Below are 17,367 nucleotides of genomic sequence, written 5' to 3' on the forward strand. Positions count from 1 at the left end.
CATCCGGTTTTCGAGATGACTACTGCTTGAAGTGTTAATAAAAAACCGTTTTCTCATCGAACTGAGGTATATTCCGGCCATGATGCAATTGACGCTTGGATCGGAATAATAATGTTACAACTCAGACGGTTATGGTGGCTCCTTGCCCTCTTGATGGTGACCTCGCTGTTCCTGGTCGCACTGTTTGAGTGGGGCCCCAGACGCCATCTGGTGATAGTGCCGAGTGACAAGTGGGAGGTCGCTACCATCGACGATCGCCCCACGGGGGGCGACTCGGTAGCAACCCTGGCGGCGCAAGGTACCGGGATGACGTGCGAGCTGGGGAACAAATACCGCTGGCCCTATTGCGAACTGGCGATCACCCTCACCGCCCCCGAACAGGGGATCGATCTCTCCGATTTCGATAACCTGATCCTGCAGCTGGAAGGAGAGGGGCCGAGTGACGCCGCCTGGCGTATCTATCTGCGCAACTACCACCCCGACTATTCCCGGGCCGGGGATCCCGTCTCCCACAAGGTCAACGCCATCCTGTTCGACCCCAAACAGTACCCGGGGCGGGTCGAGATCCCCCTCAAGCTCTTTACCCCCACCACCTGGTGGCTGACCGACTACGACATTCCCCTGATGCAGCAGGGCCAGGATCTGAGCCGGGTCTTCGCCATCGAACTGGCGACCGGCTCGGGAGCGGCGCCGGGCCACTATCAACTCAAGGTGGAGACGCTGATCTTCGAGGGGCCCTGGATGTCGCCCACCCTCTTTTATCGGGCCCTCTTCATCGGCTGGAGCCTGTCGGTGATCTCCCTGCTGCTGATGGATTATCTCGGGATGCGGCGGCGCCTGGCGAAGTTAAGCAGGCAAGCCAGGCAGACCATGGCGCGCAACCGGGATCTCGAGCTGGAGTACCGGATGGCCAGCAACCAGGTGCGATATGACCCCCTGACCGGGGCATTGAGTCGCTATGAGGGGGAGTCCAGGCTGGTGCACCACGGCGGCGAGATGACTCTGGTGTTTATCGATATCGACCACTTCAAGCAGATCAACGACAGTCATGGTCATCCGGTGGGTGACGAGGTGCTCAAGTGCCTGGTGAGCGAGTTGCTGCTGCAACTGGAGGATGGGGACATGCTCTGTCGCTGGGGTGGGGAGGAGTTCGTATTGCTGCTGCCCGGGCGCTCATTGGCCTGGGGCCAGGCCCTGGCCGAGCGCCTGCGTCTGGCGATGGTCGAGAGTCGCAACTGGCCGCTTGGGGTGGCAGTCACTGCCTCGTTCGGGGTGGCAAGCCGCCGGCCTGACGAGCCGCTGCTCAAGACGTTGCAGCGCGCCGACATGGCGCTCTATCGCGCCAAGGGGGCGGGGCGCAACCGGGTAGAGGTCGCCGACTGAGGCGGATAAAAAGCGGCGGCCAGTCTCTGCTGGCCGCCTGTAAAGCGTGGTTGTGGCCCGGGATGCCGCCATCCATCGGACCGGGTTTATACGCGAAGTCAGTCGTCCTCGTCATCCTTCACTTCGCGGATCTTGTCCTTGTACTTGGGCAACTGCTTTTCCAGCTGTTTCATGTCCTTGATGGCATTGAGAAACAGCCCGAGCAGGAAGAGCAGTGGCAAGCCTATCCAGAGCCATAAATTCATAATGTCGTCCTCTCGTCACTCTCGATAGTCACATAACGGGCCAGGATCTCGTCGAGATGGGCCAGTATGGTCTCCTTGCCTTCAATATCCGCCTGTTGCAGGCAAAGTGCCAGCGCATCCGGTTCGAGGCGCAGCTCCCGCGATTCGGGGGCAAAACTCAGATGCCAGGGCTCGTAGGCAACGCCCTGGCCAGCCCCGACCGGTTTGTCATACGGCAGGAAGAAGCCAAAATCGTTCATCCGCTCGCCGAGCCATTCGCTCAGGTCGGCAAACCAGCCCCCCTCTTCGTACTCCCAGGGCTCCAGCGCCAGCTTGGTGCCCGTGGGCAGGCAGTCCGGATCGTAGATATCGAGATCCGTGCCCCAGTGATGGCGGCTGGTGCCCGGCAGGGCGCTCCAGCGCAGGATGGCGTGCAGCCGCTCCTCGTCGCTCAGTTGCAGGGCATCGATGGGTTGGCTGGCGGCATCCAGCAGTGGTCGCTCGCCGCGCCACTTGCCGTTCCAGATAGCGAGCTGGCGCTCGAAGCCGCGCCAGCTGGAGGCCGCCTGCAGGTTGAAGCCGTCGTGGGCCGCCGCCACCTGCATGTCGTTGAAGGCCGCCGCGGTGGCGGCGGTCAGGCGATGGGGCCCGCGCCCCATCAGGATAAGATGGCTCTCGTCGAGCCCCAGCAGTTGATCCTGGGTCATATCACAGTCCCTCCGATGGGTCTTGGAAGAGAAGAGCGTTGCTGGTCCGGGTTCACGCCAGCAACCGCGTCAGTACCCCTTGATACATGTCCGCCAGGAGATCCAGATCTTCGGCCTTCACGCACTCGTTCACCTTGTGGATGGTGGCGTTGACCGGACCCAGCTCAATGACTTCCGCCCCGGTGGGGGCGATAAAGCGCCCATCAGACGTTCCCCCCGTGGTGAGCAGAGCCGGCTGCTGGCCGTTGACCTGTTCGATGGCGCCCACGGTCGCTTCAAGCAGAGCTCCGGTGTCGGTGAGGAAGGGCTGGCCGGAGAGGGTCCACGTGAGCTGATAGTCGAGGCCGTGCCGGTCCAGCAGCGCCTCGACCCGCTCGCGGATATCCGTGTCGGTGAGTTCGGTGCTGAAGCGGAAGTTGAACTGGACGTGCAGCTCTCCCGGAATGACGTTGGAGGCGCCGGTGCCGGCCTGGATGTTGGCGATCTGGAAGCTGGTGGGGGGGAAGTAGGCGTTGCCCTCATCCCACACGGTGGCGGCAAGTTCCGCCAGCGCCGGCGCCGCCTTGTGGATCGGGTTGTCCGCCAGATGGGGGTAGGCCACGTGGCCCTGCACCCCGCGCACCAGCAGATCGCCGGTGATGGATCCGCGTCGGCCATTTTTCACTACGTCGCCCACCTGATTGGTGGAGGAGGGCTCGCCGACGATGCACCAGGTGATCTTCTCCTGACGTGCCTCCAGGGTGTCGATTACCCGGGTGGTGCCGTTGATAAAGGGCCCCTCTTCATCTGAGGTGATGAGAAAGGCAATCGACCCCTGATGATCCGGATGTTCGGCCACGAAGCGCTCGGTGGCCACCACCATGGCGGCCAGTGACCCCTTCATGTCGGCGGCGCCGCGCCCGTACAGCACGCCATCCCGGATGGTCGGCTCGAACGGCGGGGTGTGCCATTTATCGAGCGGCCCGGCCGGCACCACGTCGGTGTGACCGGCAAAACAGAATAGCGGCCCTTCGCTGCCACGCCGTGCCCACAGGTTGGTGGTGTCCTCGAACACCATGGGTTCGATGACAAAACCAAGACGAGCGAGGCGCTCGCTCATCAGGGTCTGGCACCCTTCATCCAGCGGGGTAACGGAGGGGCGGCGGATCAGATCCTTGGCCAGTGCGATGACATCCGACATCGGTGTTCCTTAAAAGCAGAGGTTAACGAGAGAAGAGGGATTGGTAGTGGTCAGCCTTGAACCCCAGGGTCAGTTCGCCGTCGCAGTCCAGCAGCGGGCGCTTGATCATCGCCGGGTGCGCCAGCAGCAGGGCACGGGCCCTGTCGTTGTCGAGCCCCTGCTTCTCCTCTTCCGGCAGGGCGCGGAAGGTGGTGCCACGGGTGTTGAGCAGGGTTTCCCAGCCGAGTTTGGTTAGCCAGCCATCCAGCGCGGCCGGATCCAGGCCATCGGCCCTGTGGTCGTGAAAGCGGTAGTCGACACCAGCCTCATCTAGCCACTTGCGGGCTTTCTTGATGGTGTCGCAGTTTTTGATGCCATAGAGGGTGGTGGCCATGGGGAGTCCTTGTCTGCGGGCACGGGCCCTGAAATCGGAAACTTGAGATCGATACGGGAAATCAAGGAGAGGCACGATTCTGGCATTGTGGCGATCCCAAGGCAATCACCGGGGCGCGTCAGTTGGCCGTTGCAGAGCGGAAAATGGCGGGCAGCCAGGGGGCTGATAGCCAAAACGCGCCATCGGGCGCGTTTTGGAGGAGGGAAGGAGCGGCAGGATCAGTGCAGCGTGGTCCACTCGTGATCAAAAACCCGGGCACGTTCCCAGGGAGCGTCCGGCAGACTGGAGGAGAGGCCGGTATATTTGCCCACATCGTCCACCACGATGGCGGAGAGGATCGGCAGATTGTTCTCGGTGCAGTACATGCGAATACGCTGCAGCAGGGTGCGCAGCTCGTCCTGGCACTGTTCCAGCCCAGCCTGTCTGGCTAGTTTGGAGTAGCGAATGGTGGTGCGTTCCCTTGCAGACTCGATGAGGATGTCCCACAGCTTGTAGTCGCAGGTTGAAGTCTCTGCGGTGGCTTGGCTTGTCATAACTCTCTCCGGTGCGAAATGGTCGCTAGGTGTCGATGCGCATCTTGGCGGCTTCAGGGCTCTCTGATGTTGATCCAACGCAAAAAAGAGACCAGTTATGTCGCACGATTCGTGAATAATCTCAGGCAATATGCATGAATCAGTTTAAATATCGAAATTTTGTTAACTGACCGACATATTATGCTGCTAAATGGCGGCGAGTTCACCTTTATTGATGGGGATCAAAGGCTGCTGGCAGAGGGCACACTAGATTTCGCTTTTCGATAAATCTGTCAGGAGTCTGTGTTGGAACTTCTATTCGTCCTGTTCGTCCTGGTGGCCGTGGTTTACGGCATCATCAAGGATTACAACCCGCAAGCCGTGCTGGCGCTGGCGGGCATGGCCATTTTCACCCTGGCCTACTGGCTGGGACTGCACCCCATACTGCCTGCCGACAAGAGCACAGGCTTCGCCCTGTTCGACCTGTTCGAGGTGTTCAAGGGGATCTTCTCCTACCGCGCGGCCGGGCTGGGTCTCACCATCATGGCGGTGGCCGGCTTTGCCACCTACATGTCCCACATTGGCGCCTCCCAGGCGCTGGTGCGGGTGGCGGTCAAACCGGTGGCGGGCATTCAGTCCAGCTACCTGATGCTGGCCATCTGCTACCTGGTGGCGGTGTTCGTCTCCCTGTTTGTCACCTCGGCGACCGGCCTTGGCCTGCTCTTGATGGTCACCATGTACCCGGTGATGCGCAACCTCGGCATCAGCCCGGCCTCCGCCTGCGGCGTCATCGCCACTTCCCAGGCGTTCGAGATTGGCCCGACCCAGACCAACGCCATCTTCTCGGCCGGCCAGTCTGGCATGGATCCCACCAGTTACTTCGTCGACTACCAGATCTGGCTGGTGGCCCCCATGCTGCTGGTGACCATGGTGCTGCACTTCTTCTGGCAGCGTCACTGCGATCGCAAAGATGGCTGGGATCCGGCCTTGCATCGCGGCGAGCACGCCGAGCTGGACGAGAAGGGAACGGACGAGGTCAAGGCGCCGACCTGGTATGCCCTGCTGCCCATCATTCCCTTCGTGCTGATGATGACCTTCTCCAAGCTGCTGGTGAGCGATATCAAGATGAGCGTGGAAGTGGCCATGCTGCTGTCGGTCTTCATCGGCATGCTGTGCGAGTTGCTGCGTTCGCGCTCGGTGCGTACCTCCTTCGCCGGCCTGTCGAGCTTCCTCGACGGCATGGGCAAGGTGTTCGGTCCTGTGGTGGCGCTCATCGTCTGCGCCGAGCTGTTTGCCGAGTCCCTCAAGGCCATCGGCGCCATCGACACCCTGCTCCATTCGGCCAGCGACGCCGGCATCGGCAGCGGTCTGATGACCCTCGTCATGGTGGGCCTCATCATGGTGGCGGCCGTCATCATGGGCTCCGGCAACGCGGCCTTCCTGAGCTTCTCTACCCTGGCTCCCGCGGTGGCGGCCAAGTTTGGCGTGCCGGCGGTGACCATGTTGCTGCCGATGCAGCTGGCCTCCAGTATCGGGCGCAGCATCTCCCCCATCGCGGCCGTGGTGATCGCCTGTGCCGGCATCGCCAAGGTGTCGCCCTTCGTGGTGGTGAAGCGCACCAGTGTGCCCATGGCGGGGGCGCTGATCACCGCCCTGACACTCAACTACCTGTTGTTTATGTAATGGTTTTTTGACGGTATTGGCGAGGCGGGCAGCCCGGCTGCCCGCCTCTTTCACTCTGTTGCCGACGATGGCCCCCTCATGGGGGCCGTTGCATGGAGAAGATGATGACTGATGTAAAAACACCCTTTTCCCTTGAGACCTATCTGGCGGATCTGGCCCCCCTCATCAACCTGGATTGCGGCACCCGCACCCCGGCCGGGGTGGCCAGGGTCGCCGACATCATGACCGAGAAATTCGAGTCCATCGGCTGGCAGGTGCGCCGTCACCAGTTCGCCGCCGAATGTGGCCCCTGTCTCGAGATCACCAATGCGCCGGGCGCCGATCACTACGATGTGATGCTGATTGGCCACATGGATACCGTCTTCCCCGAGGGGACGGCGGCCAAGCGGCCGCTGAAAATCGAGGGCAATCAGGCCTTTGGCCCCGGGGTATCGGACATGAAGAGCGGCCTGCTCTCCCTCTGGTATGCCCTCAAGGGGATGGACCCGGCGGTGCTGGCCAAACTCAGGGTGCTGGTCTGCTGCAACTGCGATGAGGAGATTGGTTCCCCCTGGTCGAAAGCGTGGCTGGTGGAGAAGGCCCGCCAGAGCGCCTGCGTGCTGGTGGCCGAGGCGGCTCGCCCGAACGGGGATCTCATCAGCGCCCGCAAGGGCAATGCCAAGTACCGGATCACCTTCCATGGCAAGGCCTCCCATGCGGGCTCTGCGCTGGCGGAAGGGATCTCGGCCATCACCGAGCTCGCCAACTGGGTGCTCGCCATCAACCAGCAGGTCAACATGGAGACGGGCACCACCATGAATGTGGGGGTGGTACAGGGGGGCACCGGCGTCAACGTGGTGCCGGATTATGCCGAGGCCATCGTCGACCTGCGTTTCTGGAGCAATGAAGAGGCGGCCGCCGTGCACGACAGGCTCAGTTTCATGGCCAAGAACCCCTTCCTGCCAGGTTGCCGGGTCGAGGTGGATCGCCAGACCTTCAAGCCGGCGATGCGCCCGAGCGGTGATACCCAGGCGCTAATGGCACTGGTGGAGGCGGCGGCCAAAGAGGAGGGGATCCCCTTCAACTGGCTGGAGGCTGGCGGCGGCTCGGATGCCAACTTTACCGCCGCGGCCGGAGTGCCGTCGCTGGATGGCTTCGGACCCATGGGCGGCGGTTTTCACTCAGAGGCCGAGTTTTTGCTGCTCGATAGCATAGCGCCGCGCATTCGCCTGCTGCAGCGGGTGCTGGGCAAGCTGGCCAAATAGCCCTGCGCAAGGACCATGAAAACGGGAGGCGGATGCCTCCCGTTTTTTATCTCTGCGATTGGCTAGGAGGGGCGTGGCTCACGTCTCCTCTTCGGCCAGATAGGCGAGGTTTCCCTCCTGCGCCACCTGCCAGCGACCGAGCCGCACGGGGGCGCTGAACCCGGGGCCATCGGTCACCATGGTATGAAACTCCCCCTGTTCGCCGCAGGCATCGAAGCCTTGGCTTGCCGCCAGTTGCTGCAACTCGGCGATGGTTTCGCCATCGAGCCCCCGGCCGACCCAGTCGGGCGTCAGGAAGCGGGTATCGACGCAGGAGAGGTGTGCCACTATCCCGCGGGTCAGCAGATCCGCCAGCAAGTCGTCGCGGGATTGCTGCCAGAGCGGGGTATGAACCGTTATCCCGAGCGGGCGGCAGCGCTCGCGGATCCAGTTGCTGGCGCCCCCCACGCTGTCGATATCGCCGGTGACCACCCCATCGATGACCCACTCCCGGCGTAGCTGGGCCAGCGCATCTTCATAGCTTTGCTCGAACGGTGCCTCGATGGTGACCAGCCGGTGGGGGAGCGCGAGGGCGGCCGCCTGGCGGCGAATCTGATGCAGTGGATGGGCGAGAAAGCGGGGCGAAGGCGGAGCAAAGGTCACCAGTGCCACCACCTGATGGCCCTGTTCACGGGCATGGCAGAGGGCCTGCATGGCATCTTTGCCGCCGCTCCAGAGCAGGATGACGCGAGACATGGGGTTCCATTTTTGTGAAAAAAGAGAGGAAGCATGCTACTAGGGCGTCGACTGCTTGGCAAAGCAGCACGGGCCCAAAATGACAAGCCCCCGATGACGAGGGCTTGCGGGATGGGAGTGTCCGGTTACAGCAGTATGCTGGTCAGGATATAGCCCAGGGTACAGGAGGTGATCACCCCGATGAGGCCGGGAATGATGAAGCTGTGGTTGATGATGAACTTGCCGATGCGGGTGGTGCCGGAGCGGTCGAAGCCGATGCAGGCGAGATCGCTCGGGTAGGTCGGCAGCACGAAGTAGCCGTAGCTCGCCGGCAGGAAGGCGATTAGCAGCTTGGGCTCGACACCCAGCGCCAGACCCATGGGGGCGATGGCGGTGAGGGCCGCGGCCTGGCTATTCACCAGCTTGGAGATGAGGAACAGCACCAGGGCGTAGGTCCAGGGCTGGGCCTGCACCACGTGGGCCAGGGTCTCTTTGAGCAGCGGCATGTGGGCCTGGAAGAAGGTTTCGCTCATCCAGGCAACCCCGAATACGGAGAAGATGGCGACCATGCCGGCCTTGAACACGGCACCGTTGGAGATCTCGCCCGGCTTGACCTTGCAGACCATCAGGATGAAGGCGCCGGCGATCAGCATCATCATCTGGATCACCAGGTTCATGGAGAGGGGACCAGTCTTCTCCTTGATGGTGAAGACGGGACGCAGACCCTCATAGGCACCCAGCATCACCACGGCGGCGATGGCGGCGAAGAAGATCCAGGTCGACCAGTAGGCCTGTTTCGGGAACTTGGTATTGAGCAGGGTTTCACCGCCGCCATAGATGAAGGCGCGCTGTTCCGGATCCTGGATCTTGGCCTGGAACTCCTCGTCCTTGTCCAGATCCTTGCCGCGACGCAGGCTCCAGAGGGCGGCGACGATGACGCCGGTCAGGGAGGAGGGGATGGCGACCATCAGGATGTCCAGCAGACCATAGGCCTGGCCGATGCCGTGGGCCGCCGCCAGGATGGAGACCATGGAGACTACGGCCACCGAGACAGGTGAGGCGCAGATGGCCATCTGGGAGGCAACGGAAGCCACCGCCATCGGACGCTCGGGGCGGATGTTCTTCTGCAGCGCGATGTCGGCGATGATGGGGAACATGGTGTAGACCACGTGGCCGGTACCGCACAGGAAGGTGAGGGTCCAGGTGGTGAGCGGAGCCAGTATGGTGATGTATTGCGGGTGGCGGCGCAGCAGGCGCTCTGCCACCTGCATCATCAGGTTGAGACCGCCGGCGGTCTGCAGGGTAGCGGCACAACCGATCACCGCCAGAATGGTCAGCATCACCTGTACCGGCGGCTCGCCCGGCACCAGACCAAACACGAAGGTCAGCAGGAACAGACCGATACCACTGATGAGACCGAGTCCCATGCCCCCAAAGCGGGTACCCAGCAGCAAACAGCCGAGTACTACCAAAAATTCCATCAAGATCATTCCATTACCTCGTGTAATTGAATCCATGCCTGAGTTGTGTCGGGCTCATGGATCTGAATAGCCCGTTTTTTATTTAGCCCTAAAGGGTTAGTCGGTATTTTGCCCGCCGGAAAAGGGCAAAAAATTGAGATACTTCAATAAGTCGACGTTTTCTGATTTAACGCCTTAAAAACCACGTATTAACTTAATTGTCATTTTGCCGTGCCGGAGCAGGTACGTATGACACTTGTGGTCTGGCGGAAAGTGGATAAATACCGTGCGACCTTGCAAAACCCAAGGACAGGATGGGGTCAGCGGCCGGGTAGGGGAGAAGCAGATAGCAAAAAGCCGACCCTGGGGTCGGCTTTGTCGGCAAAGGCCTGTAATCAGAACTCTGCGGTGCGCGGGGTACGCGGGAAGGGGATCACGTCGCGCACGTTGCCCATGCCGGTCACATAGACCACCAGACGCTCGAAGCCCAGACCAAAGCCGGAGTGCGGCACGGTACCGTAGCGGCGCAGGTCGCGATACCACCAGTAGTCTTCCTTGTTCAGACCCATCTCGGCCAGGCGGGCATCCAGCACGTCCAGACGCTCTTCACGCTGGGAGCCACCGATGATCTCGCCGATGCCCGGGGCCAGTACGTCCATGGCGGCAACTGTCTTGCCGTCGTCGTTGAGACGCATGTAGAAGGCCTTGATGTCTTTCGGGTAGTTTTTCACCACCACCGGAGACTTGAAGTGCTCCTCGGCCAGATAGCGCTCGTGCTCGGAGGAGAGATCGATACCCCAGGAGACCGGGAACTCGAACTTCTTGCCGCAGTTTTTCAGCACTTCGATAGCGTCGGTGTAGTCGATCTGGGCGAAGTCGGAGGCGACGAAGCGCTCCAGACGGCCGATGGCGTCCTTGTCCACGTGCTGGGCGAAGAACTCCAGATCGTCGCGACGCTCGGTCAGCACGGCGTTGAAGACATACTTCAGCATGGCTTCGGCCAGCGCAGCGTTATCTTCCAGATCGTTGAACGCCACTTCCGGCTCGACCATCCAGAACTCGGCCAGGTGACGGCTGGTGTTGGAGTTTTCGGCGCGGAAGGTCGGCCCGAAGGTGTAGACCTTGGAGAGGGCGCAGGCATAGGTTTCGGCGTTCAGCTGGCCGGATACGGTCAGGAAGGCCTCTTTGCCGAAGAAATCTTCGTTGTAGTCCACCTTGCCGGCGTCGGTACGCGGCAGGTTTTCCAGATCCAGGGTGGAGACGCGGAACATCTCGCCGGCACCTTCGGTGTCGGAGGCGGTGATGAGTGGCGTGGCAACCCAGATGAAGCCTTGCTCGTGGAAGAAGCGGTGGATGGCCTGTGCCAGGCTGTTGCGCACCCGGGTCACGGCGCCAACGATGTTGGTGCGCGGACGCAGGTGGGCCTGCTCGCGCAGGTACTCGATGCTGTGGCGCTTGGCGGCCATGGGGTAGGTGTCCGGGTCTTCGACCCAGCCGACCACCTTGACGTCGGTTGCCTGCAGCTCGAACGCCTGGCCGCTGCCCTGGGATTCGGCAACGACGCCGGTCACTTCCACGGAGCAGGCGGTGGTCAGACGCAGCACTTCATTCTCGTAATTGGCCAGGGTATTGGGGACGACGGCCTGTACCGGATGGAAACAGGAGCCATCGGAAATGGCCAAAAATGAGATCCCCGCCTTGGAATCACGGCGAGTCCGGATCCACCCTCGTACAGTCAGGGTGGTGCCAACCGCATGTTTACCGGTCAGCACATCTACTACGGATGCGTGCGTCATCGAAATATTGTCTCCAGCTTGTTCTTGCAGCGCTATGGGTCTGGCCCGGGCATTCAAGGGCCCATCATGGCAGACTAAGCCGTTAATCTTACCCGTGCAGGTTTGATAAACAAGCAAAAATGTCGGACTCTGCTGGGGTTTGCAGCATGTTTTGCGCGAGACGAGAGTCATCAACGCAGGAGAGGCGGGTGAAAGAGCGACGACGTGGACCGGATTGGCTGACCAGGGTATTGCGAGGGCTGGTGCTGCTCTGCTGGGGCGGCTTTATCGTGCTGCTCTCCCTCTATCACTATGCTCGCCCCGAGATAGCCTACGGCTTTTTGGTCTATGGCGGCATTGAAGTGCGAAACTACTGGGAGCCGGCGTTGACCCCCTGGCTGGTGTACGGATTGTGGGGATGTTGCGCCCTCACCCTGGGGGTCTTGCTGCTGGAGCGCAAGCGCAGCCGGCGTCGGGACGATGCCCGTCATATCAATCTGGCCATCCTGCTGCTGATTTTGCTGGCCAGCCTGCTTTTTTATTACGTCGGTTAGCCTGCTGCCCGGTCGTTCTCTTCGTCCGGCTTCTTGGGGCGCTTGCCCAGCTGGCGCTCCACGCTGTCGAGCATCTGGTTGTAGGCGAGCGCCACCCGGCCAATCTCGTCACCGTCGTCCCCCTCCAGGCGGTGGCCAAAGTCGTGCAGATCGGTAGCCTCCTCCATGGAGCGGGTCAGCTGGTTGAGGGGGCGAACGATCCAGGTGCGAATGACCCAGAGGGTGAGCAAGAGCCCCAGGCCGAAGATGACTGTGAGGCTCAGGGCCGAGGTGAGGATGTTCTGCTCGACCCGGGTAAAGAGGGAGTCGAGGGAGTAGTCAAAGCGCACCGCCCCCAGCACGCTGTTTTCTGCCACCTGGTGGCAACTTGTGCAGTCGGTGCCGCGAAAATCCTTTCTGGCCAGCAGCGGCTGGGTCACCACCAGCCGGCTGTGCATGCCGTCGTGTACCACCTCCAGACTGCCTTTCCCCGCCAGTGCCAGCTCATCGAACCTGTCTTTGGGCTGCTCGCTCTCGAAGCCGGGACCATACTGCTTGCTCACCCCCTCGCCGCGCACGATGCGGGCATCTTCCACATGGGCGTGCTCCAGAAACTTGGTGCGCAGGGTATCGCGGGCATCCATCTTGCCGGTCAGCATCAGCATGTTGAGGCCGTCGAAATAGGCTTCGGTTTGCTCGCGGCTCTGCTCCTTGATCAGGGTCAGGATGAGGTCGCGCTCGCGCACCGCCTGATAGGCCGCGGAAAAGACCAGCACCATGGAGAAGATGAACAGCAGGAAGAAGTTGATTTTGGCAGCAATGGAGAGGCGCATGGAGAGTCGATCAGTATGGTAAAACCGCTACAGTCTACCCTCCCGTGCGCCTCAGGTCTGGTGTTTTGCTCACATTCTGGCTAATGGACCCAGATTAAGTTGCCATTGCAATGCAACAAATGGCGATGCTCGTCCGTCTGCCTCAATACTCACCCTGATGGATGGCCTCATGAATGGCGCGGGTCAGCACGCCGAGCTCTTCAGGAGTGATGACAAAGGGCGGCATCAGGTAGATGAGCTTGCCAAAGGGGCGGATCCAGGCCCCAAGTGACACGAACTTGCGCTGGATGCGCGCCACGTCCACCCGCTCCTTCATCTCCACCACGCCGATGGCGCCGAGTACCCGCACGTCCGCCACCGACGGGTGCAGGGTTAGCTCGACCAGTTCGGTGCGCAGTTGGTGCTCGATGGCGCGCACTCGCTCCTGCCAAGGCGAGTCCAGCAGCAGCTCGATGGAGGCATTGGCGACCGCACACGCTAATGGATTGCCCATAAAGGTGGGGCCGTGCATAAAGACCCCCGCTTTCCCGTCGCAGATGGTGCGGGCGACATGTTCGGTGGTCAGGGTCGCCGACAGGGTCAGGTAGCCCCCGGTGAGCGCCTTGCCCAGACACATGATGTCGGGGCTGATGCCGGCCCAGTCGCAGGCAAACAGTTGGCCGGTACGGCCAAAGCCGGTGGCAATCTCGTCGGCAATCAAGAGCACGCCGAACTCGTCGCACAGGGCGCGCACCCACTGCAGGTAACGGGGGTGATAGAAGCGCATGCCGCCCGCCCCCTGCACTATGGGTTCGAGCACGATGGCGGCGATTTCCTCATGGGTGTCTGCCATAAGCGTCGCCAGCTCCACCACGCAACTCTCGTCCCACTCGGCGTGAAAGCGACAGCTCGGTGCTGCCACGAAATGGTGCTCGGGCAAGAACCCCTTGTAGAGCTCGTGCATGCCGCCATCGGGATCGCACACGCTCATGGCGCCGAAGGTGTCACCGTGATAGCCGCCGCGCAGAGCAATGAATTTGGCTCTGGGCGAGCCCTTGGCGTGCCAGTACTGCTGGGCCATCTTGAGCGCCACCTCCACCGCCACCGAGCCGGAATCTGCCAGAAACACCCGATCCAGCCCCTTTGGGGTGATTTCCACCAGCTTGCGGCAGAGCTCCACCGCCGGAGCATGGGTCAGGCCGCCAAACATCACGTGGGACATCTTGCCGAGCTGGGCAGTGGCGGCCGCATCGAGCTCCGGCACCTGATAGCCGTGGACGCAGGCCCACCAGGAGCTCATGCCGTCCACCAGTTCACGGCCATCCGTCAGGGTAAGGGTCACTCCCCTGGCACTGGCCACTTCATAGCAGGGCAGGGGGTGGGTGAGGGAGGTATAGGGGTGCCACACATGGTGCAGGTCGAATTCTTGGTTGGTCATTTATCGTTCTGTTGTCAATTTATGAGATCTGGTCGGTGTTGACAGTCTACGCCCGCTCTCTACACTAGCCAACAATTTCAGCCACTTGGCCCTGCGCGCACTTTTGCTCGCCCGGGCCCGCTGGCGGATTTTGCACGCACTCCAGGGAGGCGGCGCAGGATCCCATCTATCACAACCGGAAGCCATGTATGAATGCTCTCACCCGGGGCGGCCACGCCCTTCGTCACGACTGGACCCTCGCCGAGGTTCAGGCCCTGTTTGCCCTGCCATTCAACGATCTGCTGTTCCAGGCCCAGACTGTGCACCGCGTCCATTTCGATCCCAACGAGGTGCAGGTGAGCACCCTGCTCTCCATCAAGACCGGCGCCTGCCCGGAGGATTGCAAGTACTGCCCCCAGAGCGCCCGCTATCACACCGGCCTCGAGGCCGAGCGGCTGATGGAGGTGGAGAAGGTGCTGGAGCGGGCCCGCGAAGCCAAGGCCAACGGCTCGTCGCGTTTCTGCATGGGGGCGGCCTGGCGCAACCCCAAAGAAAAAGACATGCCCTACATCCTGCGGATGATCGAGGAGGTGCGCGGGCTCGGCATGGAGACCTGCATGACGTTGGGGATGCTCACCGCCGATCAGGCGGCGCGCCTCGGTGCCGCCGGCCTTGATTACTACAATCACAACCTCGACACCTCGCCGGAGTTTTACGGCGACATCATCACCACCCGCACCTATCAGGACAGACTCGATACCCTGGAGCACGTGCGCAGCGCCGGCATGAAGGTCTGCTCCGGTGGTATCGTCGGCATGGGGGAGCAGGCCAAGGATCGGGCGGGCCTCTTGATGGCGCTGGCCAACCTGCCGCGCCACCCGGAGAGTGTACCCATCAACATGCTGGTCAAGGTGAAGGGGACGCCGCTGGAGAACCAGGAAAATCTCGATCCGTTCGAATTTATCCGCACCATCGCCGTGGCGCGCATCATGATGCCGGCCTCCCATGTGCGCCTCTCAGCCGGACGGGAGAAGATGAACGAGCAGATGCAGGCCATGTGCTTTATGGCGGGGGCAAATTCGATTTTTTATGGCTGCAAGCTGCTGACCACCCCGAATCCCGACGAAAACAGCGACATGCAGCTGTTCAAGCGGCTCGGCATTCGCCCCGCCCAGCGGGCCCAGAAGCCGGATCAGGTGCAAGAAGAAGAACTGCTGGCCGAGGTGAGTCGCCAGAGCGAGCCAAGGGATCTCTTCTATGACGCCACCAAAACGAAGACCCCCAGTGCCAACGGCGTTCGCTCATGAACGCCCCCGTTGTAAATAGCCCCTTTGCGCTGGGAGAGGCGCTGGCAGCACGTGAGCAGGCCGCCCTGCTACGCAGCCGCGCAGCCACCGACGGGGCGAGCGGTGGGCGACTCAGGGTGGCGGGGCGAGAGTACCTCAACTTCTCTGCCAACGACTATCTGGGGCTTGCCGGTCACCCCGCCATCAAGGCTACCTTCAAAGAGGGAATTGAGCGTTATGGCGCGGGCGCGGGCGCCTCGCCGCTGGTGACCGGCTACAGCCGCGCTCATCAGCAGCTGGAAGAGACGCTGGCCGAGTGGCTGGGGCTGGAGGCGGTACTGCTGTTCAACTGCGGCTTTTCCGCCAATCAGGCGGTGCTGAAAGCCTTGCTCGGCAAGGATCATTTGCTGTGGCAAGACAGGCTAAACCACGCCTCCCTGCAGGAGATGGGCAGCCAGCTTCCCTGCAAGATGAAGCGCTTTGGCCACAACGATATGGCGGCTCTTGAACGGTTGCTTGAGCCAAACCGCGGGCTCATCGTCTCGGAAGGGGTGTTCAGCATGGACGGGGATCAGGGCCCCTGGCGCGAGCTCGCAGCCCTGGCCGCCCGAAGCGGCAACTGGCTGATGATTGACGACGCCCACGGCCTCGGCGTGCTGGGAGCCGAGGGGCGTGGCACCCTGGCGGCCCAGGGGGTTGATCCTGCCCGAGTGCACATCCAGATGGGCACCTTTGGCAAGGCGCTCGGGGTAGCTGGCGCCTTTGTCGGCGGCAGCCGTGAGCTGGTGGAGTATCTGGTGAACTTCGCTCGCCACTATGTCTACAGCACCCATATGCCGGCGGCTCAGGCCTGCGCGATCACTAAAAGCATCGAGCTGGTGCGCGGGGCCGACGAGTCCCGTGCCCGACTTGTTCGCCTTATCGCCCGCTTTCGGCAAGGGGCGCAGACATTGGGTTGGCAGCTTGGCGCGAGCGATACCCCCATCCAGCCGCTGCTGGTGGGGGAAAGCAGTGCCGCCTTGCAATTGGCCGATAGGCTGCGAGGGTGTGGCATCTGGGCCGGCGCCATCCGTCCGCCCACTGTGCCGGTCGGCACGGCGCGTCTTCGCATCACCTTGAGCGCCGCTCACCGCGATGAGGATATCGATCGGCTGCTTGATGCCCTCGGCCCTTGCCCCTTTGTCTACAGCGCGGGAGGCACCCAGGATGCATGAGCGTTTTCAGTCGGTCGACAAGGCCCGCCTCGCCCGCCGCTTCGGCGCCGCCGCCCGACACTACGATGCCCACGCCCGCTTTCAGCAGGAGGTGGGGCAGGCGCTGTTGGGATTGATGCCGCAGGGGCCGACCAGTTTGGTTGGATGTGATGTGGCCCGCGCCGGGTTGGATCTCGGCTGCGGCACCGGATATTTTCTGCCCGCACTCGCCGATCGCTGTCAGAGCCTGGTGGGGCTGGATCTCGCCCCCGGCATGCTGGCCCGGGCCGCGGAGCGCGGCAGCGGCGCCCGCCTGGTGTGCGGCGATGCCGAGCAGTTGCCCTTTACCGACGAGGCATTTGATTGGGTCTTCTCCAGCTTGGCGTTGCAGTGGTGCGAGCGGCCGGCCCAGGCCTTTGGCGAGCTGATGCGGGTGCTCAGACCCGGTGGCCAGCTCTTTTTCTCCACCCTGCTGGACGAGTCACTCTGGCAACTGCGCACCGCCTGGCAACAGGTGGACGGCCGTGCCCATGTCAATCGCTTCCTCAGCCTGCCACAATTGGAGCAGGCGCTGGCGGCTGCCGGGGTCACCGCTCCCCGCTTGCAGTGTCAGACCTGGGATCTTGCCTATCTTGACGTGACCCAGCTGCTGCGTGATCTCAAGGGCATCGGCGCCAATGAGGTCAACGACAACCAGGCCAACAGCGGCGCCGGTCTGAGCGGCCGCGCCCGCTTGCAGCGTCTTGGCCAAGCCTACGAGGCCTTTCGCCAGCCGGATGGCCAGCTGGTCGCCAGCTATCGGGTCTGTCTTGGCCGGATCGACAAACCGGTCTGACGCGAAGCGGATGTTGGAATTGCGGCGTGGCAGGGG

17 protein-coding genes are annotated in these 17,367 nt (G+C 62.2%); 7 read left to right on the forward strand and 10 right to left on the reverse strand.

All coding sequences use genetic code 11. The annotated features are described in order from the left end of the window. Positions 1 to 111 precede the first annotated feature (111 nt). Positions 112 to 1,383, forward strand: a complete 1,272-nt coding sequence (locus ACB034_RS09110; RefSeq protein ID WP_371172657.1) for a diguanylate cyclase — start codon at positions 112 to 114, stop codon at positions 1,381 to 1,383. Positions 1,384 to 1,481: 98 nt separating this feature from the next. Here the strand turns inward: ACB034_RS09110 and ACB034_RS09115 are convergent, their stop codons facing one another. The 5 genes from ACB034_RS09115 to ACB034_RS09135 all read right to left on the reverse strand — a co-directional run bounded on the left by ACB034_RS09115 (position 1,482) and on the right by ACB034_RS09135 (position 4,400). Next, the gene (locus ACB034_RS09115) at positions 1,482 to 1,628 is read right to left on the reverse strand and encodes a hypothetical protein (protein ID WP_124240348.1); all 147 of its coding nucleotides are present in this window, start codon (positions 1,626 to 1,628) and stop codon (positions 1,482 to 1,484) included. Beyond that, entirely contained in the window at positions 1,625 to 2,314 is a 690-nt protein-coding gene (locus ACB034_RS09120; protein ID WP_371172658.1) for a M15 family metallopeptidase, read from the reverse strand. The genes ACB034_RS09115 and ACB034_RS09120 overlap by 4 nt, the downstream gene beginning before the upstream one ends. 52 nt (positions 2,315 to 2,366) lie before the next feature. Continuing rightward, positions 2,367 to 3,494, reverse strand: coding sequence for a succinyl-diaminopimelate desuccinylase (gene dapE, locus ACB034_RS09125; RefSeq protein WP_042072062.1), 1,128 nt, complete (start codon positions 3,492 to 3,494; stop codon positions 2,367 to 2,369). A gap of 22 nt (positions 3,495 to 3,516) precedes the next feature. Next, positions 3,517 to 3,867: an ArsC family reductase gene (locus ACB034_RS09130; RefSeq protein WP_371172659.1), complete on the reverse strand. Its 351-nt coding sequence runs from the start codon at positions 3,865 to 3,867 to the stop codon at positions 3,517 to 3,519. 218 nt (positions 3,868 to 4,085) lie between these two features. Next, entirely contained in the window at positions 4,086 to 4,400 is a 315-nt protein-coding gene (locus ACB034_RS09135; RefSeq protein ID WP_026458114.1) for a hypothetical protein, read from the reverse strand. Positions 4,401 to 4,685: 285 nt separating this feature from the next. On the opposite strand from ACB034_RS09135, the gene dcuC reads away from it, so the two are divergent. Then, complete coding sequence (gene dcuC, locus ACB034_RS09140) at positions 4,686 to 6,062, forward strand: C4-dicarboxylate transporter DcuC (protein ID WP_042028438.1); 1,377 nt, start codon at positions 4,686 to 4,688, stop codon at positions 6,060 to 6,062. A 104-nt stretch (positions 6,063 to 6,166) separates the two neighbouring features. Then, a complete protein-coding gene (locus tag ACB034_RS09145) occupies positions 6,167 to 7,306 on the forward strand; it encodes a M20 family metallopeptidase (RefSeq protein WP_371172733.1) in 1,140 nt (379 codons plus the stop codon). A gap of 78 nt (positions 7,307 to 7,384) precedes the next feature. On the opposite strand, the gene ACB034_RS09150 is transcribed toward ACB034_RS09145, so the two are convergent. The 3 genes from ACB034_RS09150 to asnS all read right to left on the reverse strand — a co-directional run bounded on the left by ACB034_RS09150 (position 7,385) and on the right by asnS (position 11,276). After that, positions 7,385 to 8,041 carry a hypothetical protein gene (locus tag ACB034_RS09150; RefSeq protein WP_371172660.1) on the reverse strand — a complete coding sequence of 219 codons (657 nt, stop codon included), beginning with the start codon at positions 8,039 to 8,041 and terminating at the stop codon, positions 7,385 to 7,387. Positions 8,042 to 8,166: 125 nt separating this feature from the next. Beyond that, the gene (locus ACB034_RS09155; RefSeq protein WP_042025567.1) at positions 8,167 to 9,510 is read right to left on the reverse strand and encodes an anaerobic C4-dicarboxylate transporter; all 1,344 of its coding nucleotides are present in this window, start codon (positions 9,508 to 9,510) and stop codon (positions 8,167 to 8,169) included. 365 nt (positions 9,511 to 9,875) lie between these two features. Next, a complete protein-coding gene (gene asnS / locus ACB034_RS09160) occupies positions 9,876 to 11,276 on the reverse strand; it encodes an asparagine--tRNA ligase (protein WP_042025569.1) in 1,401 nt (466 codons plus the stop codon). A 188-nt stretch (positions 11,277 to 11,464) separates the two neighbouring features. Between asnS and ACB034_RS09165 the strand changes: the two genes are divergently transcribed. Beyond that, positions 11,465 to 11,809 (forward strand): hypothetical protein, encoded by a 345-nt coding sequence (locus ACB034_RS09165; protein WP_026457027.1) that lies wholly within the window; start codon positions 11,465 to 11,467, stop codon positions 11,807 to 11,809. On the opposite strand, the gene ACB034_RS09170 is transcribed toward ACB034_RS09165, so the two are convergent. Then, positions 11,806 to 12,621 (reverse strand): HAMP domain-containing protein, encoded by an 816-nt coding sequence (locus ACB034_RS09170; RefSeq protein ID WP_026457026.1) that lies wholly within the window; start codon positions 12,619 to 12,621, stop codon positions 11,806 to 11,808. The two genes, ACB034_RS09165 and ACB034_RS09170, sit on opposite strands and share 4 nt — an antisense overlap. A gap of 142 nt (positions 12,622 to 12,763) precedes the next feature. Further along, complete coding sequence (gene bioA, locus ACB034_RS09175) at positions 12,764 to 14,038, reverse strand: adenosylmethionine--8-amino-7-oxononanoate transaminase (protein ID WP_371172661.1); 1,275 nt, start codon at positions 14,036 to 14,038, stop codon at positions 12,764 to 12,766. A 188-nt stretch (positions 14,039 to 14,226) separates the two neighbouring features. On the opposite strand from bioA, the gene bioB reads away from it, so the two are divergent. From bioB to bioC, 3 genes are read left to right on the forward strand one after another with little or no spacing between them, the layout of a single operon-like run. Further along, positions 14,227 to 15,324 (forward strand): biotin synthase BioB, encoded by a 1,098-nt coding sequence (gene bioB / locus ACB034_RS09180; protein ID WP_371172662.1) that lies wholly within the window; start codon positions 14,227 to 14,229, stop codon positions 15,322 to 15,324. Continuing rightward, complete coding sequence (gene bioF / locus ACB034_RS09185; protein WP_371172663.1) at positions 15,321 to 16,517, forward strand: 8-amino-7-oxononanoate synthase; 1,197 nt, start codon at positions 15,321 to 15,323, stop codon at positions 16,515 to 16,517. Before bioB ends, bioF begins: the two co-directional genes overlap by 4 nt. Continuing rightward, entirely contained in the window at positions 16,510 to 17,331 is an 822-nt protein-coding gene (gene bioC / locus ACB034_RS09190) for a malonyl-ACP O-methyltransferase BioC (protein ID WP_371172664.1), read from the forward strand. The genes bioF and bioC overlap by 8 nt, the downstream gene beginning before the upstream one ends. Positions 17,332 to 17,367: the final 36 nt, after the last annotated feature.

The sequence above is a fragment of the Aeromonas sp. S18(2024) genome (assembly GCF_041402525.1).
In the GTDB taxonomy this organism is placed as follows: Bacteria; Pseudomonadota; Gammaproteobacteria; order Enterobacterales; family Aeromonadaceae; genus Aeromonas; species Aeromonas enteropelogenes.

Coding starts and splice junctions, on each gene's coding strand:
- asnS (WP_042025569.1), bottom strand. CDS start 11,276: ATGACGCACGCATCCGTAGTAGATGTGCTGACCGGTAAACATGCGGTT.
- ACB034_RS09170 (WP_026457026.1), bottom strand. CDS start 12,621: ATGCGCCTCTCCATTGCTGCCAAAATCAACTTCTTCCTGCTGTTCATC.
- ACB034_RS09145 (WP_371172733.1), top strand. CDS start 6,167: ATGACTGATGTAAAAACACCCTTTTCCCTTGAGACCTATCTGGCGGAT.
- ACB034_RS09115 (WP_124240348.1), bottom strand. CDS start 1,628: ATGAATTTATGGCTCTGGATAGGCTTGCCACTGCTCTTCCTGCTCGGG.
- bioF (WP_371172663.1), top strand. CDS start 15,321: ATGAACGCCCCCGTTGTAAATAGCCCCTTTGCGCTGGGAGAGGCGCTG.
- ACB034_RS09155 (WP_042025567.1), bottom strand. CDS start 9,510: ATGATCTTGATGGAATTTTTGGTAGTACTCGGCTGTTTGCTGCTGGGT.
- ACB034_RS09120 (WP_371172658.1), bottom strand. CDS start 2,314: ATGACCCAGGATCAACTGCTGGGGCTCGACGAGAGCCATCTTATCCTG.
- dapE (WP_042072062.1), bottom strand. CDS start 3,494: ATGTCGGATGTCATCGCACTGGCCAAGGATCTGATCCGCCGCCCCTCC.
- ACB034_RS09110 (WP_371172657.1), top strand. CDS start 112: ATGTTACAACTCAGACGGTTATGGTGGCTCCTTGCCCTCTTGATGGTG.
- bioA (WP_371172661.1), bottom strand. CDS start 14,038: ATGACCAACCAAGAATTCGACCTGCACCATGTGTGGCACCCCTATACC.
- bioB (WP_371172662.1), top strand. CDS start 14,227: ATGAATGCTCTCACCCGGGGCGGCCACGCCCTTCGTCACGACTGGACC.
- ACB034_RS09135 (WP_026458114.1), bottom strand. CDS start 4,400: ATGACAAGCCAAGCCACCGCAGAGACTTCAACCTGCGACTACAAGCTG.
- ACB034_RS09150 (WP_371172660.1), bottom strand. CDS start 8,041: ATGTCTCGCGTCATCCTGCTCTGGAGCGGCGGCAAAGATGCCATGCAG.
- ACB034_RS09130 (WP_371172659.1), bottom strand. CDS start 3,867: ATGGCCACCACCCTCTATGGCATCAAAAACTGCGACACCATCAAGAAA.
- bioC (WP_371172664.1), top strand. CDS start 16,510: ATGCATGAGCGTTTTCAGTCGGTCGACAAGGCCCGCCTCGCCCGCCGC.